Origin of the sequence: Mesorhizobium sp. ES1-1 (assembly GCF_020164785.1) — a bacterium.
In the GTDB taxonomy this organism is placed as follows: domain Bacteria; phylum Pseudomonadota; class Alphaproteobacteria; order Rhizobiales; family Rhizobiaceae; genus Mesorhizobium.
In genome coordinates this window covers 26,881-52,620 of record NZ_JAIUGX010000008.1, presented here as the reverse complement: position 1 = coordinate 52,620, position 25,740 = coordinate 26,881, and the positions used below count along the sequence as shown (strand labels likewise).

General features: G+C 62.1%; 26 protein-coding genes. 11 read left to right on the top strand and 15 right to left on the bottom strand.

Annotated features, from left to right (window positions below):
• Positions 1-15: 15 nt before the first annotated feature.
• The 8 genes from LB513_RS15145 to LB513_RS15110 all read right to left on the bottom strand — a co-directional run bounded on the left by LB513_RS15145 (position 16) and on the right by LB513_RS15110 (position 8,184).
• Positions 16-1,164 carry a GGDEF domain-containing protein gene (locus LB513_RS15145; RefSeq protein WP_224664302.1) on the bottom strand — a complete coding sequence of 383 codons (1,149 nt, stop codon included), beginning with the start codon at positions 1,162-1,164 and terminating at the stop codon, positions 16-18.
• A gap of 139 nt (positions 1,165-1,303) precedes the next feature.
• Positions 1,304-2,110, bottom strand: coding sequence for a DUF72 domain-containing protein (locus LB513_RS15140; protein WP_224664301.1), 807 nt, complete (start codon positions 2,108-2,110; stop codon positions 1,304-1,306).
• 21 nt (positions 2,111-2,131) lie between these two features.
• Positions 2,132-2,644, bottom strand: a complete 513-nt coding sequence (locus tag LB513_RS15135; protein WP_224664300.1) for a GNAT family N-acetyltransferase — start codon at positions 2,642-2,644, stop codon at positions 2,132-2,134.
• A gap of 34 nt (positions 2,645-2,678) precedes the next feature.
• The gene (gene uvrA / locus LB513_RS15130; RefSeq protein ID WP_224664299.1) at positions 2,679-5,600 is read right to left on the bottom strand and encodes an excinuclease ABC subunit UvrA; all 2,922 of its coding nucleotides are present in this window, start codon (positions 5,598-5,600) and stop codon (positions 2,679-2,681) included.
• 808 nt (positions 5,601-6,408) lie between these two features.
• Entirely contained in the window at positions 6,409-6,687 is a 279-nt protein-coding gene (locus tag LB513_RS15125; RefSeq protein ID WP_224664298.1) for a hypothetical protein, read from the bottom strand.
• 69 nt (positions 6,688-6,756) lie between these two features.
• Entirely contained in the window at positions 6,757-7,362 is a 606-nt protein-coding gene (locus tag LB513_RS15120) for an ATP-dependent Clp protease proteolytic subunit (RefSeq protein WP_224664297.1), read from the bottom strand.
• Between the two features lie 22 nt (positions 7,363-7,384).
• A complete protein-coding gene (locus tag LB513_RS15115) occupies positions 7,385-7,873 on the bottom strand; it encodes an SRPBCC family protein (protein ID WP_224664296.1) in 489 nt (162 codons plus the stop codon).
• Positions 7,870-8,184 (bottom strand): ArsR/SmtB family transcription factor, encoded by a 315-nt coding sequence (locus LB513_RS15110; RefSeq protein WP_224664514.1) that lies wholly within the window; start codon positions 8,182-8,184, stop codon positions 7,870-7,872. Before LB513_RS15110 ends, LB513_RS15115 begins: the two co-directional genes overlap by 4 nt.
• Positions 8,185-8,401: 217 nt before the next feature.
• Between LB513_RS15110 and LB513_RS15105 the strand changes: the two genes are divergently transcribed.
• The gene (locus LB513_RS15105) at positions 8,402-8,914 is read left to right on the top strand and encodes a single-stranded DNA-binding protein (RefSeq protein ID WP_263482135.1); all 513 of its coding nucleotides are present in this window, start codon (positions 8,402-8,404) and stop codon (positions 8,912-8,914) included.
• 126 nt (positions 8,915-9,040) lie between these two features.
• On the opposite strand, the gene LB513_RS15100 is transcribed toward LB513_RS15105, so the two are convergent.
• The gene (locus tag LB513_RS15100) at positions 9,041-9,670 is read right to left on the bottom strand and encodes a MarC family protein (RefSeq protein WP_224664295.1); all 630 of its coding nucleotides are present in this window, start codon (positions 9,668-9,670) and stop codon (positions 9,041-9,043) included.
• A gap of 430 nt (positions 9,671-10,100) precedes the next feature.
• Here LB513_RS15100 and gyrA point away from each other — a divergent pair, with 430 nt between their 5' ends.
• On the top strand, positions 10,101-12,905 hold the full coding sequence (gene gyrA / locus LB513_RS15095) for a DNA gyrase subunit A (RefSeq protein WP_224664294.1): 2,805 nt from the start codon (positions 10,101-10,103) through the stop codon (positions 12,903-12,905).
• A 60-nt stretch (positions 12,906-12,965) separates the two neighbouring features.
• Here the strand turns inward: gyrA and LB513_RS15090 are convergent, their stop codons facing one another.
• Positions 12,966-13,118 carry a hypothetical protein gene (locus LB513_RS15090; RefSeq protein ID WP_224664293.1) on the bottom strand — a complete coding sequence of 51 codons (153 nt, stop codon included), beginning with the start codon at positions 13,116-13,118 and terminating at the stop codon, positions 12,966-12,968.
• A 269-nt stretch (positions 13,119-13,387) separates the two neighbouring features.
• On the opposite strand from LB513_RS15090, the gene coaD reads away from it, so the two are divergent.
• Genes coaD through tgt form a run of 7 tightly spaced genes read left to right on the top strand, consistent with a single transcriptional unit; the run spans position 13,388 to position 17,971 of the window.
• Positions 13,388-13,888, top strand: a complete 501-nt coding sequence (gene coaD / locus LB513_RS15085; RefSeq protein WP_224664292.1) for a pantetheine-phosphate adenylyltransferase — start codon at positions 13,388-13,390, stop codon at positions 13,886-13,888.
• 17 nt (positions 13,889-13,905) lie between these two features.
• A complete protein-coding gene (locus LB513_RS15080; RefSeq protein WP_224664291.1) occupies positions 13,906-14,493 on the top strand; it encodes a peptidylprolyl isomerase in 588 nt (195 codons plus the stop codon).
• A 27-nt stretch (positions 14,494-14,520) separates the two neighbouring features.
• Complete coding sequence (locus LB513_RS15075; RefSeq protein ID WP_224664290.1) at positions 14,521-15,033, top strand: peptidylprolyl isomerase; 513 nt, start codon at positions 14,521-14,523, stop codon at positions 15,031-15,033.
• An 11-nt stretch (positions 15,034-15,044) separates the two neighbouring features.
• Complete coding sequence (locus LB513_RS15070) at positions 15,045-15,494, top strand: DMT family transporter (protein WP_224664289.1); 450 nt, start codon at positions 15,045-15,047, stop codon at positions 15,492-15,494.
• Positions 15,495-15,500: 6 nt separating this feature from the next.
• Positions 15,501-16,586, top strand: a complete 1,086-nt coding sequence (gene queA, locus LB513_RS15065; RefSeq protein WP_224664288.1) for a tRNA preQ1(34) S-adenosylmethionine ribosyltransferase-isomerase QueA — start codon at positions 15,501-15,503, stop codon at positions 16,584-16,586.
• Positions 16,579-16,848 carry a hypothetical protein gene (locus LB513_RS15060; protein ID WP_224664287.1) on the top strand — a complete coding sequence of 90 codons (270 nt, stop codon included), beginning with the start codon at positions 16,579-16,581 and terminating at the stop codon, positions 16,846-16,848. Before queA ends, LB513_RS15060 begins: the two co-directional genes overlap by 8 nt.
• Positions 16,841-17,971, top strand: coding sequence for a tRNA guanosine(34) transglycosylase Tgt (gene tgt, locus LB513_RS15055; protein WP_224664286.1), 1,131 nt, complete (start codon positions 16,841-16,843; stop codon positions 17,969-17,971). Before LB513_RS15060 ends, tgt begins: the two co-directional genes overlap by 8 nt.
• Before the next feature lie 3 nt (positions 17,972-17,974).
• Here the strand turns inward: tgt and LB513_RS15050 are convergent, their stop codons facing one another.
• The 3 genes from LB513_RS15050 to LB513_RS15040 all read right to left on the bottom strand — a co-directional run bounded on the left by LB513_RS15050 (position 17,975) and on the right by LB513_RS15040 (position 20,446).
• The gene (locus LB513_RS15050; protein ID WP_224664285.1) at positions 17,975-18,394 is read right to left on the bottom strand and encodes a DUF4864 domain-containing protein; all 420 of its coding nucleotides are present in this window, start codon (positions 18,392-18,394) and stop codon (positions 17,975-17,977) included.
• Between the two features lie 242 nt (positions 18,395-18,636).
• On the bottom strand, positions 18,637-20,046 hold the full coding sequence (gene glnA / locus LB513_RS15045; RefSeq protein WP_224664284.1) for a type I glutamate--ammonia ligase: 1,410 nt from the start codon (positions 20,044-20,046) through the stop codon (positions 18,637-18,639).
• A 61-nt stretch (positions 20,047-20,107) separates the two neighbouring features.
• The gene (locus tag LB513_RS15040) at positions 20,108-20,446 is read right to left on the bottom strand and encodes a P-II family nitrogen regulator (protein ID WP_006205430.1); all 339 of its coding nucleotides are present in this window, start codon (positions 20,444-20,446) and stop codon (positions 20,108-20,110) included.
• Positions 20,447-20,795: 349 nt separating this feature from the next.
• On the opposite strand from LB513_RS15040, the gene LB513_RS15035 reads away from it, so the two are divergent.
• Positions 20,796-22,343, top strand: a complete 1,548-nt coding sequence (locus tag LB513_RS15035; RefSeq protein WP_224664283.1) for an NAD(P)H-hydrate dehydratase — start codon at positions 20,796-20,798, stop codon at positions 22,341-22,343.
• Between the two features lie 24 nt (positions 22,344-22,367).
• Here LB513_RS15035 and LB513_RS15030 read toward each other — a convergent pair whose 3' ends face one another.
• Both LB513_RS15030 and LB513_RS25195 read right to left on the bottom strand, forming a co-directional pair.
• Entirely contained in the window at positions 22,368-23,900 is a 1,533-nt protein-coding gene (locus LB513_RS15030) for an acyl-CoA carboxylase subunit beta (protein ID WP_224664282.1), read from the bottom strand.
• The gene (locus LB513_RS25195) at positions 23,900-24,025 is read right to left on the bottom strand and encodes a hypothetical protein (RefSeq protein WP_263482134.1); all 126 of its coding nucleotides are present in this window, start codon (positions 24,023-24,025) and stop codon (positions 23,900-23,902) included. Before LB513_RS25195 ends, LB513_RS15030 begins: the two co-directional genes overlap by 1 nt.
• A gap of 275 nt (positions 24,026-24,300) precedes the next feature.
• Here LB513_RS25195 and LB513_RS15025 point away from each other — a divergent pair, with 275 nt between their 5' ends.
• On the top strand, positions 24,301-25,734 hold the full coding sequence (locus tag LB513_RS15025) for a DEAD/DEAH box helicase (protein WP_224664281.1): 1,434 nt from the start codon (positions 24,301-24,303) through the stop codon (positions 25,732-25,734).
• Positions 25,735-25,740: the final 6 nt, after the last annotated feature.

The window sequence follows — 25,740 nt, the reverse complement described above, 5'->3', positions numbered from 1 at the left end:
AGAGGCTGAGTGTTCTTAGCTTGCGCGCCGGTAGTGCGAAGCATTGACGCGGTTTCGCCCGCCGCGTTTGGCGTCATAAAGAGCCCTGTCGGCGGCGCTGAGCACTTTGTCGAAGCTGAGGCCTTCCTTGGCGCCGAAGGCGAAGCCGGCGCTGACCGTGCAGATGAAAGAGCCGGTTTCGGTCTTGAACTGGCGCGTCGCGAAACCAGCTCTTATGGCCTCGGCGGCGGACGCCACCGTTTCGGGCAGCGTGCGCTTGAACACCAGAGCGAACTCTTCGCCGCCCATGCGCGCTGCGACGTCGGAAGGACGCAAATTGCTCGCGAGCTCCTTGGCGAAGACCTTGAGAACTTCGTCACCGGCGGCATGGCCGAACTGGTCGTTGATCGCTTTGAAATTGTCGAGATCGAATACTATCACGGCGGTGAACGCGCCGACGGGGGCATCGCCATGCAGGTCGAACAGCGCCCGACGATTGAGCAGGCCGGTCAAGGGGTCGGTCAGCGCGTTGCGGCGATGATGCCTGGCGAGGCGGCCCTGATTGAGCGCCAGCGACAGGGCGCCGATGCCAGTCATGCTGGCGATGACGATGATAAGGCTCAGTTCCTCTGCCCAGTTACTGGGCGCGTGTCCAAGGGTCAGCCTTCCGTCGATGGCCAGAACCATGCCGCAGAGCGCGAAGGACCCCGCCGTGGCCGAGTACAGGGCGGTAATGCCGATCGTCAAGGCGGGAGCTTCGTCTCGGCCCTTCCAGTATTCGCCTGCCGTCGCAAACAGCAGCAAGGCGGCAAACAGGTTTTCGAACATAAAGGCGAGGCCGTCATAGCCCAAAGCCATTGGCGGCAGCGCCACAACCAGCGACAAGCAGCCGACTATCGTGCGCGGCATCGGCGAGTTGCCGGTTCTGAATTGATAGGCGGCTCCGAGCATGATCGAAAAGCCAAGCAACAACAGGGCAAGCGTCGCCATGCCCAGCAGCCGTCCGGGCATGTCGATATAGGCGTCGTATGCAAAGATGTCGCTGACCACAAAAAACAGGCTGACTGCCCAAGTCAGCAGAAATCTTTCCGAGCGAGCGGTCAGCCACATGCCAAACAATGTGAGGCCAAGGCAGGCCGCGGAGAACCCTACGGCCAGCAGAAGTGAAGTGTAGTCCAGCGACATGCCCCTCGTTCCTTGCCGGCGGCGGTTAGCTCTGCGGCTTGGCGTGCGCAAACATAAGGGCAGGAAGTATCGATAAGGTTACGATCGTGCCTAATATGTCACGTTCGTCCGGGTGGTCGGCGCGACCGGTGCGATGCAGTCAATTCGAGACCCGTCTCATCAGCGCCATGGCTCCGAACGGCGCGCGGACTTTACCCTCGCTGATGAAATAGATGAACACATCCCGCGGTTTGACCGGTGCTTCGGTTGTGGGATCGGCACGGCGGAGGTCGGCTGGTACTTTCCCACCCGCCCAGATGTTTGCCCGCTCGGCCCACTGGTCGAGCGCGCCGGGCGTGTAGCAGTCCGGATTGTCGTCGCTGCCTGTCTGCAACCGCGCATAGATGAAATCACCGGTCGCATCAGCGATATCTGGATACTTGGCATGGTCGGCATAGACGATCGCTACCCTGTATTTGCGCGCCAGTGCCGCGAACTCCGGGACGATAAAACTGTCGTTGCGAACTTCCACCGCGTGACGCAGCGCCACGCCCTCCTGCCTTTCGGGCAGGAGTTTTAGAAAAGCCTCGAAATCGTCCGGATCGAACTTCTTCGTCGGCGCGAACTGCCACACGATCGGCCCTAGCTTGTCGCCGAGCGCCACGAGGCCCGAGCCGAGAAAGCGCTCCACGGATTCGCCGGCCTCGCCCAGCACGCGGCGGTTGGTGACGAAGCGGTTGCCCTTCAGTGCATAGACAAAACCGTCCGGCGCCTCATTGGCCCATTTGACGAAGGTCGGTTCCTTGAAGCTGGAATAGTACGTGCCGTTGACCTCGATGCTTGGCACCTGGCGGCTGGCATAGTGGAGCTGCTTGGCCTTGGACAATTTGTCGGGATAGAAGGATGTGTCCCAGGGCTCAAACGTCCAGCCTCCCATGCCGGCACAAATTGTTCCAGACTTGCTCATTATCGTCCTCCCAGGCGGAAATCAGGCCGACATGATCCCGCCGACTGGCTTTGTCACGTCACTGGCCGGATCTGCCGTGTCGCTGACTGTCTTTGCCATGTCGACGAGTATCCATCCTGGCCGGTATGGATTGGGCCGTCGACCGGTTTGGTGAAAACCATAGGCGAGATAAAGCGCGATGTTCCGCTCCATCTTTGCATTGGTGTAGAGCCTTATCTCAGGCAGGCCCCACAAGCGCGTGTGTTGTTCGGCGAAGTTGAGCATCGCCACGCCCAAGCCCTTACCTTGAAATTCCGGTGCGACGGCGAGGGAGAAGATCATCGCGTGATCCTCGCGCCTTTCCAGCGTGATCGATCCGGCAAGCCGGGCGCCATGCTCAAGGAGCCAGACCTCGCCGCGCGCGATGCGCGGTGCGTAATCCTCGGTGACGGGGATCGGCGGCGCCCCCAGCAGCGCGGTATAGGGCGCATAGGCTGATTGGGTCAGCGAAACGATGGCCGGCAGATCGCTGTCGAGCGCCCTTCGTGGGGTCATTGAAAAGCTCCCTGGGCGCCAACAGTCTCGCTCATCACTCCGCCGCTTCGCGCTTGCCTCCGGGACGCCGCTCCAGCAATTCCTTGAGGAATTGGCCGGTGTAGCTGCGCTTCTCGCGCACGATCGCTTCGGGCGTACCCTGGGCGACCAGTTCGCCGCCGCCGTCGCCACCCTCGGGGCCGAGGTCGAGCACCCAGTCGGCGGTCTTGATCACTTCGAGATTGTGCTCGATGACCACGACCGTATTGCCCTGGTCGACCAGTTCATGCAGCACTTCCAGAAGCTTGGCGACATCGTGGAAGTGGAGTCCGGTGGTCGGCTCGTCGAGAATATAGAGCGTCTTGCCGGTCGCCTTGCGCGAAAGCTCCTTGGCGAGCTTGATGCGTTGCGCCTCGCCGCCAGAAAGCGTCGTCGCCTGCTGGCCGATATGGATGTAACCAAGGCCAACCTGGTTCAGCGTTTCCAGCTTGTCGCGCACACCCGGAACGGCGGCGAAGAAATCGACGCCTTCCTCAACCGTCATGTCGAGCACGTCGGCGATCGACTTGCCCTTGAACAGGACGTCCAGCGTCTCCCTGTTGTAGCGCTTGCCGTGGCAGACGTCGCAGGTGACATAGACGTCGGGCAGGAAATGCATCTCGATCTTGATAACGCCGTCGCCCTGGCAGGCCTCGCAGCGGCCGCCCTTGACGTTGAAGGAGAAGCGCCCCGGCTGGTAGCCGCGCGCCTTGGCTTCCGGCAGGCCGGCGAACCAGTCGCGGATCGGCGTGAAGGCGCCGGTATAGGTGGCCGGATTCGAACGCGGCGTGCGGCCGATCGGCGACTGGTCGATGTCGATGACCTTGTCGAGGAACTCCAGACCCTCAATGCGGTCATGCTCGGCGGGGTGCTCGCGCGAACCCATGATGCGGCGCGACGCTGCCTTGAACAGCGTCTCGATCAGGAAGGTTGACTTGCCGCCGCCCGAAACGCCGGTGACCGCGGTGAACGTGCCGAGCGGGATTTCGGCTGTGACGTTCTTGAGATTGTTGCCGCGCGCGCCAACCACCTTCAGGCGCCGGCCCTTCTTGGCCTCGCGTCGCACGCCCGGCGTCGCCACTTCGAGTTCGCCGGAAAGATATTTTCCAGTGATCGAATTGGGATTGGCCATGACCTCGCGGGGCGTGCCCTGGGCAATGATCTCACCGCCATGAACGCCAGCGGCCGGGCCCATGTCGACGACATAGTCGGCATGCAGGATGGCGTCCTCGTCATGCTCGACGACGATGACCGTGTTGCCGATATCACGCAGATGCTTGAGCGTATCGAGCAGTCGCGCATTGTCGCGCTGGTGCAGGCCGATCGACGGCTCGTCCAGCACATAGAGCACGCCGGTGAGGCCGGAACCGATCTGCGAGGCCAGACGGATGCGCTGGCTCTCGCCGCCGGACAGCGTGCCGGAATTGCGCGACAGGGTGAGATAGTCCAGCCCGACGTCATTGAGGAAGCGCAGGCGCTCGCGGATCTCCTTGAGCACCCGCACCGCGATCTCGTTCTGCTTGTCGTTGAGATGAGCCGGCAGTGCGGTGAACCAGCTGTCGGCGCTGCGGATGGACTGCTCCGTGACCTCGCCGATATGCTTGCCGGCAATCTTGACCGCAAGCGCTTCCGGCTTCAGCCGATAGCCCTTGCAGGCGGGGCAGGGGGTCGCCGACATGAAACGCTCGATCTCCTCGCGCATCCAGGCGGATTCGGTCTCCTTCCAGCGGCGCTCGAGATTGGGGATCACGCCCTCGAAGGTCTTGGTCGTCTTGTAGGAACGCAGACCATCATCGTACTGGAAGGTTATTTCGCGCTCGCCGGTGCCGCGCAGGATGGCTTCCTTGGCCTCTTCGCTAAGGTCCCTGAACTTGTCGCCGAGCTTGAAGCCATAGGCCTTGCCTAACGCCTCGAGCGTTTGCGCGTAATACGGCGAGGTGGACTTCGCCCAGGGGCTGACGGCGCCGTCGCGCAGCGACAGGTTCTCGTCGGGGACGATCAGATTGCCGTCGATGGCGCGCTGGCTGCCCAGACCGTCGCAGGCCGGGCAGGCGCCGAACGGGTTGTTGAAGGAAAACAGCCTGGGTTCGATTTCTGGAATGGTGAAACCTGATACGGGGCAGGCAAACTTCTCCGAGAACAGGATGCGCTCATGCGTCTCGTTCTTCGACTTGTTGACCGAATCGACGCCGGTCTGGCTGGCGTCGAGCGGTTTGTCGGCGAATTCGGCCACCGCCAGCCCATCGGCCAGTTTCAGCGCGGTTTCGAGGGAATCTGCGAGCCTGGTTGCGAGATCGCCGCGCACGACGATGCGGTCGACAACGACGTCGAGGTCATGCTTGTACTTCTTGTCCAGCGCCGGGACATCAGCGATCTCGTAGAAAACGCCGTCGACCTTGACGCGTTGAAAGCCCTTTTTCTGCAGCTCCAGCAGTTCCTTGCGGTACTCGCCTTTGCGGCCGCGCACCATCGGCGCCAGGATGAACAGGCGTGTTCCTTCCTCGAGCGCCAGCACACGGTCGACCATCTGGCTGACCGTCTGGCTTTCGATTGGCAGGCCAGTGGCAGGCGAATAGGGGATGCCGACACGGGCGAACAGAAGCCGCATGTAGTCATAGATCTCGGTGACCGTGCCGACCGTCGAGCGTGGGTTCTTCGACGTGGTCTTCTGCTCGATCGAGATGGCCGGCGACAGTCCGTCGATCTGGTCGACGTCCGGCTTCTGCATCATTTCGAGGAATTGGCGCGCATAGGCCGACAGGCTTTCGACATAGCGACGCTGGCCCTCGGCGTAGATCGTGTCGAAGGCGAGCGACGATTTGCCGGAGCCCGACAGGCCGGTCATGACGATGAGGCTGTCACGCGGCAGATCGAGATCGACATTCTTCAGATTGTGTTCGCGCGCCCCGCGAACCGAAAGGAATTTATGGTCGGCCATAGCCGGTCGCCGCCTCGGATCTGGAATTCATGGGATTGGCGGGGTTTTCCCGACCATTCCCTATGTAGGTCTTTTTGCCGCCACGTCGAGAGACGCCACAATTCCCGACGGGAGTCGTTTAACCGTCTTTCGCACGGGCGGGCAAGCAGAAAGAACAAAGACTGAACAGCATCCTGACAACAGCCGTGCATGCAGGGGTGACCTCAAGCGCCGGCGATCACATTTTTCTAAATCGGCTATTGAAAGGTTGACGTCGTCGAGTGCGGGGAGCAGACTCCAGAACGTCACCGAGGCCAGCCGTCATTCGATGGCATCGCCGCCCAGAGGCGGCCTGCGAGACGCCGCAGGCAGTCGCGATATGCGCTTGGAGACAGCAACGTCGCAATGGACTAGGAGCGGAGCATGACGCCACCTGATAGTCCCCAAGGGCTCCAGATTTAGCTGGAGCCGCGGCAGGCATGGTGCCGGGTTCAGGCGTCAGCGCCGCGCGGCAAACGTCGACCTGCCGTATCCACAAAAATCAGAGACTGCTAGTCGGATCGTCGGCTGAATGCCGCGAAGCATCCGAAACGAAAAGCCGGCAGCACACTTCCGGCAGAAATGGATTTGATATCCATGCAAGCCCCGCCAGACTGCCAGGCAGCGGCGGGGCTCACATCTTAAGTTGCCTCTCGCGATGGCTCAAAGTTGCACAATACGGGAGCCCCGCGGAGTGAAGAGCAAAAGCGCTGCAGCCACCGCCACCGTCTTGGATTTCGCAAAATAGAAACTCAGCGACGCAGGACATTCCGTCAGCAAAGCCGGCGTTTTAGTGGTTCGGAATCCGCGTCCCGCCCGTTCTCATATCGACCGTTATGCCGCCGCCGATCCTGACATCGGTGTTGCCAATCTTGAAACTGCCGTCATCGTTGGCCGGCAGCGCGTCGTCGGGTTCGGCTTGTGTCGCCGGTTTGGCGATGCGGTAGTCGCCGGTTACGCCTGGCAATGCCTTGGACGTGCTATCGTCCCCGAAGGCTGCAGTGCAGGCCAGCAGCGCGGTTGCAAACGCGGTGAAGGCGATATGCACCTGTCTGGATGTTCTCGTCATCCGCTGATCATAAGGCCCGGATGGGAGTGAGACCAGACGCGCGGCGATCAACTTGCCGCGCGTGAAATCTCACGCCGCTTTCTTGCGTGTGTCGAACACATGGTCGACGATGCCCCAGGCCTGGGCTTCGCGCGCGGTCATGAAATGGTCGCGGTCCAGCGTGCGCTCGACCTCCTCGAGGCCGCGGCCGCAATGGTGCGCGTACAGTTCTGCCATGCGTTGTTTCGTCTTGCCGATGCGCTCGGCATGGCGCTGGATATCGGAAGCCTGGCCCTGGAATCCGCCCAGCGGCTGATGCAGCAGGATTGTGGCGTTCGGCAGCGAGATGCGGCGGCCCGGCGTGCCCGCCATCAGCAAGAACGAAGCCATCGATGCCGCAAAGCCCATGCACACGGTCGAGACCGGGCAGTTGATGTACTGCATCGTGTCGTAGATGGCGAAGCCGCTGGTCACCACGCCGCCCGGCGAGTTGATGTAGAGCGATATCTCTTTATCGGGATTGTCCGATTCCAACGACAGCAACTGCGCGCATACAAGTGCCGAAATATCGTCATTGATCTCGCCGTTGATGAAGACGATGCGCTCGCGCAGCAGTCGCGAGAAAATGTCGAAGGCGCGTTCGCCGCGGCTCGATTGCTCGATCACCATCGGCACCAGACTGGCAACACCGCTCATTTTTATTCTCCGGTTTCCGTGGTCATGCCGCGCGGGGCATAAGACGCGACATGTTCGCGGCGATGGAGTTTCCGGACCGGCGCGCCCCCAGCGAGAGCCGGCAGCCGGCGCCCGCAACGGCTGGCATCTTCCTGCGCGCAAAGCCGTCATGGACAATGCGCAGATGGGTGCCGCCGGAAGCGGTGCGGGCAAGCGTGAAGGTGACGGTGCTGTCGAGCGCATCCTGCCGCGCGCCGTCCGTCGGCTGTTCGCGCCAGGAGTAGCGTAGCAGGCGTTCGGGCTCGGCGTCGAGGATTTCGCATTCGATCGCGGCCTCGCTTCCGGCGAAGCCGAAACGCTTGCCGATCTCCGGCCGCATGTCGTTCGGCATCATCCAGGCGGCGAGCAGGTCAGGCACGGTCAGCGCCCGCCAGACCTTCTCGGGCGGCTCGGCGAGATCGTATTGGAACTCGAGCGCATCGGGGGAGGCATCGCTTCGGCTCTCCGGCATCGTCGATTCGATATCCATCATTGGTCCATGTCCTTCAAAACGGTCTTCAGCCTTTCGATGCGCTCCGGCCAGAACGTGCGATAGCGCTCAATCCAGGACAGCAGCGGGGCAAGTCCCTTTGGATCGGCGCGATAATAGGCGTTGCGGCCCGCCCGCCGTTCGGTCACGAGGCCGGCGCCACGCAGCACGGCCAGATGCTGCGACACGGCCGGCTGCGACACTGCCAGGCCGCCGCGCAACTGCGACACGCTCATCTCGCCGGCGGCGAGGCGCTCGAAGACGGCGCGGCGGGTCGGGTCTGCCAGGGCGCGGAAGATCTCTGCCTCGATCATCGAAAAAGCATAAGTGAACACTTATTGATTTGGCAAGTCCTGTTTTACGCAGCGGTCACGCGCTGCTGCCAGTCCTTGACAATCTGCGATGGGAAGTATAGGAACGAATGGGGAACAAAAACCTTGTGGGAAAAGCCAGCCTTTGCGGGCGGTTTCCGTCCGCAGCTTGTAAGGTGCTGCGACAGGAATTTGTCTCGGACTAGCGCGGAGAAGTATCATGGCGGGTAGCGTCAACAAGGTCATTCTAGTCGGTAATCTTGGCGCCGATCCAGAAATACGTCGCCTGAATTCCGGCGAGCCGGTAGTCAACATCCGCATCGCCACATCGGAAAGCTGGCGTGACAAGAATTCCGGCGAGCGCAAGGAAAAGACCGAGTGGCACAATGTCGTCATCTTCAATGAACAGCTGGCCAAGGTGGCCGAGCAGTATTTGAAGAAAGGCATGAAGGTCTATGTCGAAGGCCAGCTGCAGACACGCAAATGGCAGGACCAGACAGGCAACGACAAATACACGACCGAAGTCGTCCTGCAGAAATTCCGCGGCGAACTCCAGATGCTGGATGCGCGCGGGCAAGGAGAGGGCGGCCAGGTTGGCGGCTATTCCGGCGGCGGAAGCCGGGGATCCGATTTCGGCCAGTCAGGCCCAGGCGAGAGCTTTAATCGCGGTGGCGGGGCTCCCAAGGGCGGCGGCGGTTCTTCGCGCGAACTGGACGACGAGATTCCGTTCTGAGTGCGTGATCAGCTCATCGGCGACAACCGTCTGACCGACCGCCCCGCGTACGATGCCGGGGCAACAGCGTCGCGATAGGCGGTTTGCCATGACTGCCGCCGAGACGTGTTGCTGGCGGCAGACCCGTTACATCGCCATCAGCGCCTTGACGCCGTCAGCGACGAATTGCACAGCAAGTGCGGCGAGGATGACGCCGAGCAACCGCGTCAGGATCGAGCGCCCGGTGTGGCCGAGAATACGGTCGATGCGCTCGGACAGCACGAACACCAGGTAGGTTATGGCGAGGCAGACGAAGATGATGCCCACCAACGCCGCCTGCGCTGCGAAGCCCTGAAACGAGCCGGAGAGAAGAACCGTCGCCGAAATCGCTCCGGGGCCGGCTATCAGCGGGATCGCCAGCGGGAAGGCGGCGATGTTGTGGATCATGTCCTTGGTGATGGCGACGTCGCCGATCTTCTCCTTGCGGTCCTGCCTGCGCTCGAACACCATTTCGAAGGCGATGAAGAACAGCAGGAACCCGCCGGCGACGCGAAAGGCCGGAAGCGTGATGCCGAACACGGCCAGGATCGAGGCGCCTGCAAGCGCGAAGAGCGCCATGACCAGGAAACCGATGATCGAGGCGCGCACCGATACCTGCTGACGCTCCTCCCGGTTCATGCCGCGCGTAACCGCAAGGAACAGCGGCGCCAGGCCGGGCGGATCGATGGTCACGAGGATGGTGACGAAGGCGTTGAACAGGCTGTCGAAGCTCGGCATCTCTGACCCCCTCCGCCCGGACGCCGCCGGACCAGATAGTCCTAGAGCAAAGCCGACCTGGAGCAAAGCTCGTCTCGAGAAAAGTCATGGCTGAAAGCGACCGAAACCTGCAGTCCAAGGGGCGGGCGGTCTCGACTTTGGGGGCGGCCAAGCGAGGGTCTTCGCGAATGAGCCGATGATCCCGTCGTGCGTCATCACGACGGACAATGGCGTGCCGGACATCAAAGAGTTGGGATGCAGGTGCCAGCGTGGCGCCGGGCCAGCGCATCGCCGTAGTTGGCGAGACTCGGTTCGGCATATCGTCGCAATAGGCGGTATCCATTTGAAATTGCCGGCAAATATGACAGCGGAAAAGCGCCCCAAACATTGGAGTTTCGGGGCGGCTTCCTATATAAGCAGCAAGTGATTCCTGTAGAGATTGTGACCCGATTTGACTGACCAAAATACACCGCGCGGCGGCGACGGCGGCCCAACCGGCATCGAGCCGATTTCGATCATCGAGGAGATGCAGCGTTCCTACCTCGATTACGCGATGAGCGTGATCGTCAGTCGGGCGCTGCCAGACGTGCGTGACGGCCTCAAGCCGGTGCATCGCCGCATTCTCTTCGCCGCGCATGAGAGCGGCTATCACTGGAACCGCAAATATGTGAAGTCGGCGCGCCCCGTAGCGGACGTGATGGGTAAATACCATCCGCATGGCGACGCCTCGATCTACGACGCCCTTGTGCGCATGGCGCAGGACTGGTCGCTGCGCGTGCCACTGATCGATGGGCAGGGCAATTTCGGCTCGATCGACGGCGATCCGCCTGCGGCGATGCGCTACACGGAATCGCGCCTCACCAAGGTCGCGCACGAGCTCTTGGAGGACATCGACAAGGACACCGTCGATTTCCAGGACACATACGATGCGTCCGGCAGCGAGCCGAAGGTGCTGCCCGCACGGTTCCCCAATCTCCTCGTCAACGGCTCGGGCGGTATAGCCGTCGGCATGGCGACGAACATTCCGCCGCACAATCTGGGTGAGGTCTGCAACGCCGCCATTGCCATCATCGACAATCCCGCCATTGACCTGCCGGCGTTGATGGAGATCATTCCGGGGCCTGATTTCCCGACCGGCGGCATCGTGCTCGGCCGCTCCGGCATCTACAGCGCCTATTCCACCGGTCGCGGCTCCATCGTCATGCGCGGCAAGATCAATATCGAGCAACGCGGCAACGACCGTGAATCGATCGTCATCACCGAGGTTCCCTATCAGGTGAACAAGTCCTCGATGATCGAGAAGATGGCCGAACTGGTGCGTGACAAGCGCATCGAGGGCATTTCCGATATCCGCGACGAAAGCGACCGCCAGGGGTATCGGGTCGTCATCGAGCTCAAGCGCGACGCTGTCGCCGATGTCATCCTCAACCAGCTTTACCGCTTCACGCCGCTGCAGACGTCCTTTGGCGCCAATATGGTTGCGCTGAACGGCGGCAAGCCTGAATTGCTGACCCTGACCGACATGCTGAAGGCGTTCGTGTCGTTCCGCGAAGAGGTGATCAGCCGGCGGACGAAGTTCCTGCTGCGCAAGGCGCGCGACCGCGCCCATGTGCTGGTGGGGCTTGCCATCGCCGTCGCCAATATCGACGAAGTCATCAAGCTGATCCGCACCGCGCCGGACCCGCAGACGGCGCGCGAGCAGTTGATGGAACGGCGCTGGCCATCCGGCGACGTCGAATCGCTGATCCTCCTGATTGACGATCCGCGCCATCGCATCAACGAGGATGGCACCTACAATCTCTCCGAGGAACAGGCGCGTGCCATCCTCGAATTGCGCCTGCAGCGCCTGACCGCGCTTGGACGTGACGAGATCGCCGATGAACTGAACACGATCGGCGACGAGATCAAGGATTATCTGGACATCCTGTCGTCGCGGGCGCGCATCCAACAGATCGTCAAGGACGAACTGGCCGCAGTGCGCGACGAGTTCGGCACGCCACGCCGCACCGAGCTCACCGACGGTGGCGCGGATATGGAAGACGAAGACCTGATCCAGCGTGAGGACATGGTCGTGACCGTGAGCCATTCGGGCTACATCAAGCGCGTGCCGCTGTCGCTCTACCGGGCGCAGCGCCGCGGCGGCAAGGGCCGCTCCGGCATGTCGACCAAGGACGAGGATTTCGTCACCCGGCTGTTCGTTGCCAACACGCATACGCCGGTGCTGTTCTTCTCCTCGCGCGGCATCGTCTACAAGGAAAAGGTCTGGCGGCTGCCAATCGGCAATCCACAATCACGCGGCAAGGCGCTGATCAACATGCTGCCGCTGGAGCAGGGCGAGCGCATCACCACCATCATGCCGCTGCCCGAGGACGAGACGAGTTGGGGCGAACTCGACGTGATGTTCGCGACCACGCGCGGCACGGTCAGGCGCAACAAGCTTTCCGACTTCGTCCAGGTCAACCGCAACGGCAAGATCGCCATGAAGCTGGAGGAAGAGGGCGACGAGATTCTCGGCGTCGAGACCTGCACCGACAATGACGACGTGCTGCTGACCGCGAGTTCGGGCCAGTGCATCCGGTTCCCGGTCGGTGACGTGCGTGTGTTCCAGAGCCGCAATTCGGTTGGCGTGCGCGGCATCACCATGGCCGAGACCGACCGCATCATATCGATGTCGGTGATCGAGAATGTCGATGCGTCACCAGCCGAACGCGCCGCCTATCTGAAGCGGGCGGCGGCGGAGCGGCGGCTTGCCGCCGGCATAGCTGCCGGTGAGGAGGAAGAGATCGCCCTGACCAATGAAGAGGTTGGCGAAGAGACTGAGCTTTCGGACGAGCGCTACGAGTTCCTGAAGGCACACGAGCAGTATGTGCTGACCGTGACCGAATTCGGCTACGGCAAGCGGTCCTCTTCGTATGATTTCAGGCTGACGGGACGCGGCGGCAAGGGCATCCGCGCGACCGATGTGTCGAAAGCGATCGAGATCGGCAGGCTGGTTGCAACCTTCCCCGTCGGCAATGACGATCAGATCATGCTGGTCTCGGACGGCGGCACGGTCATTCGGGTCCCGGTGGCCGGAATCCGGTTTGCCAGCCGCGCCACCAAGGGCGTGACGATCTTCAATACCGCTGAAGGGGAAAAGGTGGTGTCGGTCGAGCGGATTTCGGAGCCGCAGGCCGAGGAGGATCTCGAAGAGGGCGGCGTGGATGCCTCCGGATCCGCCACGGTTCCCGACGGTGCGCCGGACACAGCGGACTAGCCGACGCTTCGGTCATCTGGCTACGCCGGCCCAGCGGTCGGCGTGCGCCAGATCAGCTGTTTAATAGTTGCGATACAACTTGCGCTGACCGAAGCCTTCGTAGCGTTTCGTGGTCGCCTTGACGCGGACGCGCTGTGCTTCCTGATGCAACCCGAATACGGTGGCGATCAGCATGGCGACGGTCATTGCGGTGGCTAGCATGTAGATCAGCATGTGCGTGTTCTCCTGCGCCTTACAACGAGCAAATGGGGCTTTGGTTTCATCCAATGAAGGGCCAAGCTAGTGAACGCTGCGTGAAGACTTCGTGAGCGGCGTGTTCATCTGTCGTTCATGGTCAAGAAAAGGTTCACGGCGCGCTCGTGGTGGACTGGAGATTGAACATCTCAGCGTTGATTTGCGCATGGTCTTCAGGACCGACGAAAACCGAAGGTCGGCAAAAACCGGTTTCCACTTTTGGGGATCATGCATTAGAAGCACCATCCATGACTGAACGCATTGCCCTCTATGCCGGCTCCTTCGACCCGCTGACCAACGGCCATCTCGATGTGCTGAAGGCGTCGCTTGCGGTCGCCGACATCGTTTATGCCGCGATCGGCATTCACCCGGGAAAGACGCCGCTATTCTCCTTCGACGAGCGGGTGGCCCTGATCGAGACCACCGCGAAAGCCGAATTGGGTTGTGATGGCGATCGCATCAAGGTGGTCTCCTTTGATGGGCTGGTCATCGACGCGGCAAGGAAACAGGGCGCATCGATCATGATCCGTGGCCTGCGCGACGGCACCGATCTCGACTATGAGATGCAGATGGCCGGCATGAACGGAACCATGGCGCCCAACCTTCAGACGGTGTTTCTGCCCGCCAGCCCTTCCGTGCGCACCATTACGGCCACACTTGTGCGCCAGATTGCCTCGATGGGGGGCGACATCCGCCCCTTCGTGCCGGCCGCGGTTGCCGGCGCGCTCACCGCCAAATTCGCCAAATAAGCCCGGAGAAAATCCTTATGCAGCTCAAAAGGCTCGCCTCGTTCCTTCTCGTGCTCGCCGGTCTTTTGACCGGGTCCGTTTCTGCCCATGCCGCCGATGCGGAAAACACCATGATCATCACGCTGAAGGATGGCGACGTGACCATCGCGCTGCGTCCCGATCTCGCGCCCAAGCATGTCGCGCAGATCAAGAAGCTGGTGCGCCAGGGTGCCTATGACAATGTCGCCTTTCATCGCGTCATCGGCGGCTTCATGGCTCAGACCGGCGACGTAAAGTTCGGCAATCTGAAAAAGGGCTTCAGCGCCGAGGCCGTCGGCACCGGTGGGTCGGACCTGCCCGATTTGCCAGCCGAATTCTCGCAGACCGAGCGCTACAAGCGCGGTGTGGTCGGCATGGCCCGCTCGCAGGACCCGAACTCAGCCAATTCACAGTTCTTCATCATGTTCGCGCCTGCGCCGTCGCTGGACGGCCAATACACCATCGTCGGCAATGTCGTCAGCGGCATGGACCTGGTGGACCGTATCAAGAAGGGTGACGAGGCCGACAATGGCACGGTTTCCGACCCCGACCGCATGATCAAAGTGCGCATCGCCGCCGACAAGTAATCTGTTTTTCAAAAGAGGATATCTGACATGGCCGACATCAAAGACCGCGAGAACGCGCTCATCATGGAGACGACAAAGGGCAAGGTCGTCATCGAACTTTTCCCCGACCTGGCGCCTGGCCATGTCGCCCGCATCAAGGAGCTCGCACGCGAAGGCGCCTATGACGGCGTGGTCTTTCACCGCGTCATCGAGGGTTTCATGGCGCAGACCGGCGACGTGAAATTCGGCAACTCCAGCAAGCCTTCATTCGCTCCGTCGCGGGCCGGCATGGGCGGCTCCGAAAAGCCCGACCTGAAGGCCGAATTCTCGAATGCCAATCACGGCCGCGGCACCTGTTCGATGGCCCGTTCGCAAAACCCGAATTCGGCCAACTCGCAGTTCTTCATCTGCTTCGACGATGCGGCCTTCCTCAATCGCCAGTATACGGTCTGGGGCCAAGTTATCGAAGGCATGGACAATGTCGACAAGATCAAGCGCGGCGAGCCGGTGCCGGATCCCGACAAGATCGTGTCGCTGAAGGTCGCGGCCGACGTCGAATAGGGAAAACGACAATGATGGGCGTCGTCTGGTCGATTCTCGGCATCCTGTCCGGCGCCTTCATTGCCATTCAGGCCCCGATCAATTCGCAACTTGCGCGCGGCCTGGGTCTCCCGGTCGCGGCGGCGGCTTTTTCGTTTCTTTCAGGCGCTGTCGTGCTCGGCATCATCTCCTTTGCTGTGGTGAGGCTGCAAGGCATATCCCTCGACTGGAAGGCGCCGGCGCCTTGGCTGTTCGTAGCCGGCGGCATGCTGGGCGGCTTTTACGTCACCTTGTCGACGATACTCACTCCACGCATCGGGGCCGCCGCTCTCATGGCGTTTCTAGTGGCCGGCCAGTTGCTGGCCGGCATGCTGATCGACCGGATCGGGTTCCTCGGCGTCGCGGTGCGTGAAATCTCGCTGGGCCGAGTCGCTGGCGCGGTGCTGCTCTTGGCCGGAGCGCTACTCGTCCGGCTGTTTTGATTTCCAATGCGTGTCGACCTTTTTGATTTCGACCTGCCTGATGACCGCATCGCGCTTCGCCCAGCACAGCCGCGCGACAGCGCCAGTATGCTGGTGGTCAGGCCCGGCGAAGGTCTGGACGACCGCAGGGTGAGTGACCTGCCGTCCCTGCTCGGGGCCGGCGACGTGCTGGTGTTCAATGACACCAAGGTCATTCCCGCGCAGCTCAGGGGTGTCCGACAGCGCGGCGAGGCACGGGCGCATGTCGATGCGACGCTGCATATGCGCGTGGCGCCGGATCACTGGCTGGCCTTTATGCGGCCCGGCAAGCGCATCGCTGTCGGAGACCGCATCCATTTCGGCCATGACGGGAGTTCATGCTTCCTGGGCCAGCTCGACGCCACTGTCGTCGAGAAGGGCGAAGGCGGCCAGGCGCTGCTCGGCTTCGACCTGTCGGGTCCGTTCCTCGATGAGGCTCTGCACGCGGTCGGCCACATTCCGCTGCCTCCTTATATCGCCTCCAAACGCGCCGAGGATGAGCGCGACCGCGCCGACTATCAGACCATTTACGCACGGGAGGAGGGCGCCGTCGCAGCGCCCACGGCGGGCCTCCATTTCACGCCCGAGTTGTTCGCGGCGCTCGAGGCTAAGGGCATTGAGCGCCACTTCGTCACCTTGCATGTGGGTGCTGGCACGTTCCTGCCGGTGAAGGCGGACGACACGGCCGACCACAAGATGCATGCCGAGACCGGCTCGGTCAGCCAGGCGACGGCCGATGCCTTGAACGCGGCGAAGGCGAGGGGCGGGCGCATCATTGCCGTGGGGACGACGTCGCTGCGTCTGCTCGAGAGCGCCGCGCGCGCCGATGGCACGCTGGCGCCCTGGTCCGGGCCGACCGAGATTTTCATCACGCCCGGCTACCGTTTTCGCACCGCCGATATGCTGATGACGAACTTTCACCTGCCGCGCTCGACGCTGTTCATGCTGGTTTCGGCTTTCAGTGGCCTCGACACAATGCGCGCTGCCTATGCGCATGCGATCGAGAGGAGCTACCGATTCTACTCCTATGGGGATGCTAGCCTGCTTTATCGAGCGGAGATGAGCGATGGATGATGACCTGCAAGCCTTCGACCGCGAGCGCCTGATCGCGGAAGTGAAAAAGTTGCGCGCCGGCATCCGGGCGCACCGTGATACTTCCGGTCATGATCTATGCTGGCACCATCCCGATCTGTGGGATCTGCTGCCCGAGAAGACCGAGCCATCGATCGCCGTGCCGCCCTGGCCGAAATTCATGCGCGGCTGCGTAAAATACCGCGAGTCGCTCGACAGGCAGGCACCCGGCGCGCCGCTCCACGACAAGGAATTCAATGACTAAGCCGTTCACCTTCAAGGTTCTGGCGACCGACGGCAAGGCGCGGCGCGGCGTCATCGACATGCCGCGCGGCGAAATCCGCACGCCGGCCTTCATGCCGGTCGGCACCGGCGGCACCGTCAAGGCCATGTATATGGACCAGGTGCGCGGCGTCGGTTCCGACGTCATCCTTGGCAACACGTATCATCTGATGCTGCGCCCGGGCGCCGAGCGTGTGGCGCGGTTGGGCGGGCTGCACGAGTTCGCCCGCTGGCCGCACCCCATCCTCACCGACAGCGGCGGCTTTCAGGTGATGTCGCTGTCGAAGCTGCGAAAACTGACCGAGAAGGGCGTCACCTTTCGGTCGCATATCGACGGCGCTGCCTACGAGATGTCGCCGGAGCGCTCCATCGAGATCCAGGGGCTGCTCGATTCCGACATCCAAATGCAGCTCGACGAATGCACTGCGCTGCCTGCGGAGGTCAAGGAGATCGAGCGCGCCATGGAGTTGTCGCTGCGCTGGGCAGAGCGCTGCAAGACGGCCTTCGGCGACCAACCGGGCAAGGCGATGTTCGGCATCGTCCAGGGCGGCGACAATGCGGGACTTCGCGTGCGTTCGGCGCGCGCGCTGAGCGCGATGGACCTGAAAGGCTACGCGGTTGGTGGGCTCGCGGTTGGCGAGCCGCAGGCGGTGATGCTCGACATGCTCGACATCACCTGTCCTGAACTTCCTGACAGCAAACCGCGCTACCTGATGGGGGTGGGTACCCCGGACGATATCCTGAAATCGGTAGCGTGTGGCATCGACATGTTCGACTGCGTGATGCCGACGCGGGCCGGCCGCCATGGCCTCGCCTACACAAGGCGCGGCAAGGTCAATCTGCGCAATGCCCGCCATGCCGACGACCACCGTCCGCTCGACGAGGAAAGCGACTGCCCGGCCGCACGCGACTATTCGCGCGCCTATCTCCACCATCTGGTGAGATCGCAGGAGGCGCTCGGCGCCATGCTGCTGACCTGGAACAATCTTTCCTACTATCAGAGGCTCATGCAGGACATTCGCGCCGCCATCGAAGGAGGCACATTCCAAGCGCGAGGGGCCGAGATCACAGAGGGCTGGGCGAAGGGCGATATCCCGGCGCTGTGACCCTCATGTGCTCAGCGAATTCGAGGCGCGCAAGCTGCAGCCGGTGATCTGGAACGTGCCGTCGGGCTGCTGTTGCAGCGTATACACCGCCTCGTAGTCCTTGCCGTCCGGGCCGACGATAAGCACCTGCTGGACGATCGAACCCGGGCCGGTCTCCTCCACCTTGCCGAAAGAATAGCTTTGCGGCTTGCGAACCGGCGGATAGCCGTTGGTCACCATGTTCATGAAGGCATCCACGGTCGGGAAGATCTGCTTCACATTCGGTGCGGCGAAGCTGTAGGCCTTGGCCCCGTCATTGGCGATGAGGGCTTTGAGCTGGCCGTCGATAACGCCCTGGCCGGCCTTGATTTCAGCATCCCCGGCGAATGCCGACGACGCCAAGATGAATGGAATGACTGCGTATGCCAAATAAAGGCGGCGCATGGCTGTCTCCGTTTCCCTTGAAAGATCGTGCCCCGGACATGATGCCGTCCGAAGATGCATCATAAAATACGCTTGGCGGGCGATCTGGGTTTCAAGGATCGTGAAGATCGGCCAACCACCATGGCGGGCCTGTTTAGGCGCGTGGCACTAGGCGCGGACAGGCATCACGCAGCCAACACGACGACAGCAAAAAGGCCCTTGAAGGAGGGTATCCTTCAAGGGCCTGGGATGTCGGATATATCTTAGACCGAGTAATACATGTCGTATTCGACGGGATGCGGGGTCATTTCGAAACGCATCACCTCGGCCATCTTCAACTCGATGTAGCTGTCGATCTGATCGTCGTCGAAGACGCCGCCGGCTTTGAGGAAGCCGCGGTCCTTATCGAGGCTTTGCAGCGCCTCACGCAGGGAACCGCACACGGTCGGGATCTTCTTCAGTTCCTTCGGCGGCAGGTCGTAGAGATCCTTGTCCATGGGCTGGCCGGGATGGATCTTGTTCTTGATGCCGTCCAGGCCGGCCATCAGGAGCGCCGAGAACGCCAGGTAAGGGTTCGCGCCCGGATCCGGGAACCGAACCTCGACGCGCTTGGACTTGGGCGATGAGCCGAACGGGATGCGACAGGAAGCGGAGCGGTTGCGTGCCGAATAGGCGAGCAGCACCGGCGCTTCATAGCCGGGCACCAGGCGCTTGTAGGAATTGGTCAGCGGGTTGGTGAAGGCATTGATCGCCTTGGCGTGCCTGATGACGCCCCCGATAAAGAACAGGCAGCTTTCCGAAAGGCCGGCATATTCATTGCCCGCGAAAGTGGGCTTGCCATCCTTCCAGATAGACATGTGGACGTGCATGCCGGAGCCGTTGTCGCCGAAAATCGGCTTCGGCATGAAAGTCGCCGTCTTGCCGTAGGCGTTGGCAACCTGATGCACGACATATTTGTAGATCAGCATCTTGTCGGCGTTGCGCACCAGCGCGTCGAACTTGATGCCGAGCTCATGCTGGGCGGCCGCCACCTCATGGTGATGCTTCTCTACGCGCACGCCCATCTCGGCGAGCACGGTCAACATCTCGGAGCGCATGTCCTGCGCGGAATCGATCGGCGGCACCGGAAAATAGCCGCCCTTGACGCGTGGGCGGTGGCCGAGATTGCCGGTCTCATAGTCAGTGTCGTCGTTCGACGGCAGTTCTGTGGAATCGAGCTTGAAGCCGGTGTTGTAGGGATCGGCCTTGTACTTGACGTCGTCGAAGACAAAGAACTCGGCCTCGGGGCCGACAAAGACGGTGTCGCCGATGCCTTCCGCCTTCATGTAGGCCTCGGCCTTCTTGGCCGTGCCGCGCGGATCGCGATTGTAGGATTCTCCCGAAACCGGGTCGAGGATGTCGCACAGGATGACCATGGTCGATTGCGCGAAGAACGGATCCATATGGACAGTGTCCGGGTCCGGCATGAGAACCATGTCGGACTCGTTGATGGCCTTCCAGCCGGCAATCGAGGACCCGTCGAACATGACGCCGTCGGCGAACATGTCTTCCTCGACCTCGACGACATCCATCGTCACGTGCTGCAGCTTGCCCTTCGGGTCGGTGAAGCGCAGGTCGACGAATTTCACGTCGTTGTCCTTGATCTGCTTCATGATGTCTTTGGCTGTCGTCATGTCATGTGTCCCTGTTTAATGACGTTTCTTGGTAATGACGTCCCGGTGCATGGCGACCGGATCAGACCGCGTCCATGCCCGTTTCGCCAGTGCGGATCCGCACGACCTCCTCGATGTTGGAAACGAAGATCTTGCCGTCGCCGATACGACCCGTCTGGGCCGCCTTGCGGATGGCCTCGATCGCACCTTCGACCGCGTCGTCTCCAAGCACAACCTCGATCTTCACCTTGGGCAGGAAATCGACGACATATTCGGCGCCGCGATAAAGTTCCGTATGGCCTTTCTGACGTCCGAAGCCCTTGGCCTCGGTGACGGTAATGCCCTGCAGTCCGGCCTCCTGAAGCGCTTCCTTCACCTCGTCCAGCTTGAATGGCTTTATGATCGCTTCGATCTTTTTCATGTAAAAACGGCCTCCACTGCCAAAAAGAACGGGTTGAGAGCCCGCTTGCGCCTCCATCAAGCACGAACCGTGCCAATCCGATGAATGCGAAGCGGTCTCATATGATTGCCAAGCTCCGTCGCGCCGGGATGCAAATTCGCATCATTCGCCCCCCGGGAAGCCGCTGGGCCGCTGCAACACGTATAGCGCAAGCTTGTCTGTTCGCGAAATAAATGGGCACTCTGCCCACCAAACAGGCAGTCCTCGCCGGAGATGTGGTGTCCGGATGGTCGCGGATCGCGCCTGTGCCTCCCTGTTTGCTTCGCATCGAAAATTGGACAATGCTTGATCGGATGCGGATCGGCAATGCATGAGCTACGAACTTCTTTCTCCCGCTGAAATGAGCGAGGCCGATCGGTTGACAATCGAATCCGGTCCAGCCGATGGCATCAGTCTGATGCACAGGGCCGGCGCGGCGGTCGCCGCCGTCGTCCTCGAACGCTACCCGGCCGCGCGCCGCGTGCATGTCCTGTGCGGCCCTGGCAACAATGGCGGCGACGGTTATGTCGTTGCCCGCCTGTTGGCCGAGAGCGGCGTGGACACCGTGGTCTGGGCGCAGGGCGCGCCGAGGCCCGGAAGCGATGCGGCGCTCGCGTCCGCGGAATGCCCGGTAGAGCCACGGCCATTGTCGGAGCTTGATCCCGAAGAGGGTTCCATGGTGGTCGATGCGCTCTACGGAGCTGGGTTGTCCAAGGCACTGTCGGGCGATACCGCCAGGGCTGTCGACATCGTCACCAGTCGGAGATTGCCGGTTGTCGCGATCGACCTGCCTTCCGGTGTCTCCGGCGGCAGCGGCGAAGTGCTGGGAGGCAAGGCCTTACTGGCCGCCGTCACCGTCACCTTCGCGCGCAAGAAGCCTGGCCATCTGCTGCTGCCGGGCAGGGAGCGATGCGGCGAGGTCGTCCTCGCCGATATTGGCATTAGTGACGGGATCATTGCCAGCCTCCGGCCTCGGACCTACGAGAACACGCCGGCGCTTTGGCTGCAGGATTTTCCGGTGCCGGCGGTCGACGCGCATAAGTACAAGCGCGGCCATGCCGGGGTATTTTCCGGTGGCCCGAGCAGCACAGGCGCTGCCCGGCTATCGGCACTTGCCGCCGCCAGGAGCGGGGCGGGGGCGGTAACGGTGCTGTCGCCGGCGAACGCCATGCAGGTCAACGCCGCGCAGCTTACGTCCATCATGCTGCACAAGATCGACGACGCGGCTGATCTCCGGGGTTTTGTCGAGCAACGCCGGCCATCGGCTTTTGTCCTAGGACCCGGCTTCGGTGTTGGCGAAAGGGCTAGGGCCTTCGCGTTGGCGCTGCTCGCGTCGGGCAGACCACCCGGCAACCCAGGTGCCATCGGCCGCGCCCAAATCGATGGCCTTGTGTTCGATGCCGACGCCATCACCTCATTTCGCGAGAAGCCGGACGTTCTGTTCGATGCTTCTCGCAACGCCGATGCGCCAGCTCTGGTCATGACCCCGCATGAGGGAGAGTTTGCCAGGCTGTTTCCCGATCTTGCCGAAGACGCGGCCTCATCCAAGCTGGACAAGGCGCGCATGGCCGCGACGCGGGCCAACGCTGTCATCGTCTACAAGGGCGCCGATACCGTGATTGCGTATCCAGACGGCAGGGCGGCCATCAATGCCAATGGCCCGCCATGGCTCGCCACCGCCGGGTCGGGCGATGTGCTGTCGGGAATCACTGCAGGCCTGCTGGCGCAAGGCATGCCGGCGTTCGAAGCTGCCTGCGCCGCGGTCTGGATCCATGCCGAGGCCGGCAGCCGGTTCGGCGCTGGGCTGATCGCCGAGGATCTGCCATTGGCGATGGTCCCGGTGCTGAACGAACTGATGGCCTTTCGGCGCAACCGCTAAGCGGCTGTTCCGCTCTCAGATAGGTCACAACGGAATATTGTCGTGCTTCTTCCAGGGGTTCTGCATGTCCTTGTTGCGAAGCATCCGCAGCGCCCGCGCGATCCGCCGGCGGGTCGAGTGCGGCATGATCACCTCGTCGACATAGCCGCGCTCAGCCGCTACGAAGGGTGATAGGAAGCGGTCTTCGTAAGCCTTTGTATGCGCTGCGATCTTTTCCGCGTCACCAATGTCCTTGCGGTAGATGATCTCGACCGCGCCCCTGGCGCCCATCACCGCGATCTGCGCCGTCGGCCAGGCATAGTTCATGTCGCCGCGCAGATGTTTTGATGCCATCACGTCATAAGCGCCGCCATAGGCTTTGCGGGTAATGACGGTGATCTTGGGAACGGTGGCCTCGGCATAGGCGAACAGGAGTTTTGCGCCGTGCTTGATCAGGCCACCATATTCCTGCGCGGTGCCGGGCAGGAACCCCGGAACATCGACGAAAGTAACGAGCGGGATCGAAAAGCAGTCGCAGAAGCGCACGAAACGCGCCGCCTTGCGGCTGGCGTCGGAATCGAGCACGCCGGCCAGCACCATGGGCTGGTTGGCGACGAAGCCGACGGTGCGGCCCTCGACGCGGCCGAAGCCGGTGACGATGTTCTTGGCGAAATTCTGCTGGATCTCGAAGAAGTCGCCCTCGTCGGCGACTTTCAAGATCAACTCCTTGATGTCGTAGGGCTTGTTGGCGTTGTCGGGTATCAGCCGGTCGAGCGACAGATCGTGGTCGGTCACCGACTGGTAGCATTCGATTTCGGGAATCTCGGATGTGTTCGAAGCGGGCAGCAGGTCGACCAGCCTCCGCATCTGCAGCAGCGCCTCGACGTCATTGTCATACGCACCGTCGGCAATGGAGGATTTGGTCGTGTGGACTGATGCACCGCCGAGGCTTTCGGCGGTGACGGTTTCGTTGGTGACGGTCTTGACCACATCCGGCCCGGTGACGAACATGTAGGACGTATCACGCACCATGAAGATGAAATCGGTCATGGCGGGCGAATAGACGTCGCCGCCGGCGCAGGGGCCCATGATCACCGAAATCTGCGGAATGACGCCGGATGCAAGCACATTGCGCTGAAAGATCTCGGCATAGCCTCCAAGCGCCGCCACGCCCTCCTGGATACGCGCGCCGCCGGCATCGTAAAGGCCGATGATCGGCGCCCGGTTGCGCAGCGCCATCTCCTGAACCTTGATGACCTTCTCGGCGTGGGCCTCTGACAACGAACCGCCGAACACGGTGAAATCCTTGGCGAAGAGATAGACGGGACGGCCGTTGATGGTGCCCCATCCGGTGACGACCCCATCACCCGCGAACTTGGTCTTCTCCATGCCGAAATCGGTCGAGCGGTGCTCGACATACATGTCGAACTCTTCGAACGAGCCTTCGTCCAGGAACACCTCGATGCGCTCGCGCGCGGTGAGCTTGCCCTTCTTGTGCTGGGCATCGATGCGCGCCTGGCCGCCACCCATGCGGGCGATCTCGCGGCGCCGCTCGAGTTCCTTCAGCACATCCTTCATCAGTCGCCCTCCCAGACCGTCTGCATTTCGTGGTAATCGCGACGGTCGCGCAGCGCAAGCGCCGTGCCCGCGAGTTTTTTGCGCTGCAGCATGAAGTCCTTGCATTTCGGAGCGAACTGGGCCATATGCGGCGGCATAGGCGCTTGGGCCGGGATCAATCCGGCCTTCTCGAATGAGACTGGTTGCGTCTGTTTTCCCTCTTTCCGGTATATCGGCCTTTTTCCGGTACATCACAAAGCGGCGAAAAAGCCCCGTGGCATGATGCCTGCGGGCACGACAGCGCAGCCGAGTGGACGTGACAGTTCGCCCGCCTTGTCGTTCATGACAGATTTTTCGACGGCGGGTTGCGCCCCGCCGCCATCGATGTTTGCGGCCGTGCGCCGCGTGAAAGAAGACTATTTTGACCAATGAAAACACCTTAGCCGGCAACAACGCTCTAGCCGGCAACACCGCGGAACTGACCGGTTTCGCGGCACTCGGAATTTCCGGCGCGCTGCTCAAGGCAACCAACGCCGCCGGCTTCACAGAGCCGAAGCCAATCCAGTTGCAGGCGATCCCGCCACAGATGGAAGGCCGTGATATCTTCGGCATCGCCCAGACCGGCTCGGGCAAGACGGCCGCCTTCGCGCTGCCGATACTGTCGAAGATCATCGCTCTCGGCACCAAGCGCCGGCCGAAGACGGCGCGCGCGCTGATCCTGGCGCCAACCCGCGAGCTTGCCGTGCAGATCGAGGACATGATCAAGCTGCTCGCCAAGGGCGCGCATGTCTCCACAGCGCTGGTGCTCGGCGGCGTCTCGCGTTTCAGCCAAGTGAAGAAGGTTGCCCCCGGCGTTGACATACTGATCGCTACGCCGGGCCGTTTGACCGATCTCGTGCGGGAAGGCGATCTCGTCCTCACTGACACCAAATGGCTGGTGCTCGACGAAGGCGACCGCATGCTCGACATGGGCTTTATCAACGACGTCAAGCGCATCGCCAAGGCGACCGCCCCCGACCGTCAGACGGTCTTGTTCTCGGCGACCATGCCGGCCGAAATCGCCGAACTGGCGAAAGGTCTGTTGAAGAACCCGATCCGCGTCGAAGTCGCTCCCCACAGCACGGCTGCGGCCGAGATCGTGCAGGGCGTCGTCTTCGCCCGCACCAAGCAGAAGCGTCAGGTTCTGGCGACCATGCTGGCGGACGAAGCGATGAAATCCGTCATCATCTTTTCGCGCACCAAGCATGGCGCCGACAGGGTGACCAAGGACCTCGAGCGTGACGGCATCAAGGCCGCCGTGATCCATGGCAACAAGTCGCAGAACGCCCGCCAGAAGGCACTCAACGACTTCCGCGATGGTGCGGTTCGCATCCTGGTGGCGACCGACATCGCCGCGCGCGGCATCGACGTGCCCGGCATCAGCCATGTGGTGAATTTCGACCTGCCGGACGAGGCCGAGAGCTACGTCCACCGCATTGGTCGCACCGGCCGTAACGGCATGGACGGCATCGCGATCACGCTGTGCGATCCATCCGAGAACAGCAAGCTGCGCCAGGTCGAGCGCATCATCCGCACCAAGCTGCCAATCGTTGCCGACCATCTCGGCAGTCCGGACCCGCTGCGCAATCCGGCTGAGAAGAACGAACGCTTCGAGCCCGCCAATGACAGAAACGACCGCAATGGTCGTCGCGATGGCAGGCGGCCGGGCGGTGAGGGCAATGGTTTTGGCAAGAAGCGCTTCGGCGACAAGCCGGCGTTCGCAGGCGAGCGCAAACCGGAAGGCGCCAAGCCTGGCTTCAAGGGCAATAACAAGCGCCGCTTCGGCGGCAAGCGTCCGGCGGCGCGGGCGGCGTAAGCCAAT

Bases quoted from the DNA above. Each gene is read 5' to 3' on its own strand.
- LB513_RS15145 (WP_224664302.1), bottom strand. From the start codon at position 1,164: ATGTCGCTGGACTACACTTCACTTCTGCTGGCCGTAGGGTTCTCCGCG.
- LB513_RS15140 (WP_224664301.1), bottom strand. From the start codon at position 2,110: ATGAGCAAGTCTGGAACAATTTGTGCCGGCATGGGAGGCTGGACGTTT.
- LB513_RS15135 (WP_224664300.1), bottom strand. From the start codon at position 2,644: ATGACCCCACGAAGGGCGCTCGACAGCGATCTGCCGGCCATCGTTTCG.
- uvrA (WP_224664299.1), bottom strand. From the start codon at position 5,600: ATGGCCGACCATAAATTCCTTTCGGTTCGCGGGGCGCGCGAACACAAT.
- LB513_RS15125 (WP_224664298.1), bottom strand. From the start codon at position 6,687: ATGACGAGAACATCCAGACAGGTGCATATCGCCTTCACCGCGTTTGCA.
- LB513_RS15120 (WP_224664297.1), bottom strand. From the start codon at position 7,362: ATGAGCGGTGTTGCCAGTCTGGTGCCGATGGTGATCGAGCAATCGAGC.
- LB513_RS15115 (WP_224664296.1), bottom strand. From the start codon at position 7,873: ATGATGGATATCGAATCGACGATGCCGGAGAGCCGAAGCGATGCCTCC.
- LB513_RS15110 (WP_224664514.1), bottom strand. From the start codon at position 8,184: ATGATCGAGGCAGAGATCTTCCGCGCCCTGGCAGACCCGACCCGCCGC.
- LB513_RS15105 (WP_263482135.1), top strand. From the start codon at position 8,402: ATGGCGGGTAGCGTCAACAAGGTCATTCTAGTCGGTAATCTTGGCGCC.
- LB513_RS15100 (WP_224664295.1), bottom strand. From the start codon at position 9,670: ATGCCGAGCTTCGACAGCCTGTTCAACGCCTTCGTCACCATCCTCGTG.
- LB513_RS15090 (WP_224664293.1), bottom strand. From the start codon at position 13,118: ATGCTGATCTACATGCTAGCCACCGCAATGACCGTCGCCATGCTGATC.
- coaD (WP_224664292.1), top strand. From the start codon at position 13,388: ATGACTGAACGCATTGCCCTCTATGCCGGCTCCTTCGACCCGCTGACC.
- LB513_RS15080 (WP_224664291.1), top strand. From the start codon at position 13,906: ATGCAGCTCAAAAGGCTCGCCTCGTTCCTTCTCGTGCTCGCCGGTCTT.
- LB513_RS15075 (WP_224664290.1), top strand. From the start codon at position 14,521: ATGGCCGACATCAAAGACCGCGAGAACGCGCTCATCATGGAGACGACA.
- LB513_RS15070 (WP_224664289.1), top strand. From the start codon at position 15,045: ATGATGGGCGTCGTCTGGTCGATTCTCGGCATCCTGTCCGGCGCCTTC.
- queA (WP_224664288.1), top strand. From the start codon at position 15,501: ATGCGTGTCGACCTTTTTGATTTCGACCTGCCTGATGACCGCATCGCG.
- LB513_RS15060 (WP_224664287.1), top strand. From the start codon at position 16,579: ATGGATGATGACCTGCAAGCCTTCGACCGCGAGCGCCTGATCGCGGAA.
- tgt (WP_224664286.1), top strand. From the start codon at position 16,841: ATGACTAAGCCGTTCACCTTCAAGGTTCTGGCGACCGACGGCAAGGCG.
- LB513_RS15050 (WP_224664285.1), bottom strand. From the start codon at position 18,394: ATGCGCCGCCTTTATTTGGCATACGCAGTCATTCCATTCATCTTGGCG.
- glnA (WP_224664284.1), bottom strand. From the start codon at position 20,046: ATGACGACAGCCAAAGACATCATGAAGCAGATCAAGGACAACGACGTG.
- LB513_RS15040 (WP_006205430.1), bottom strand. From the start codon at position 20,446: ATGAAAAAGATCGAAGCGATCATAAAGCCATTCAAGCTGGACGAGGTG.
- LB513_RS15035 (WP_224664283.1), top strand. From the start codon at position 20,796: ATGAGCTACGAACTTCTTTCTCCCGCTGAAATGAGCGAGGCCGATCGG.
- LB513_RS15030 (WP_224664282.1), bottom strand. From the start codon at position 23,900: ATGAAGGATGTGCTGAAGGAACTCGAGCGGCGCCGCGAGATCGCCCGC.
- LB513_RS25195 (WP_263482134.1), bottom strand. From the start codon at position 24,025: ATGGCCCAGTTCGCTCCGAAATGCAAGGACTTCATGCTGCAGCGCAAA.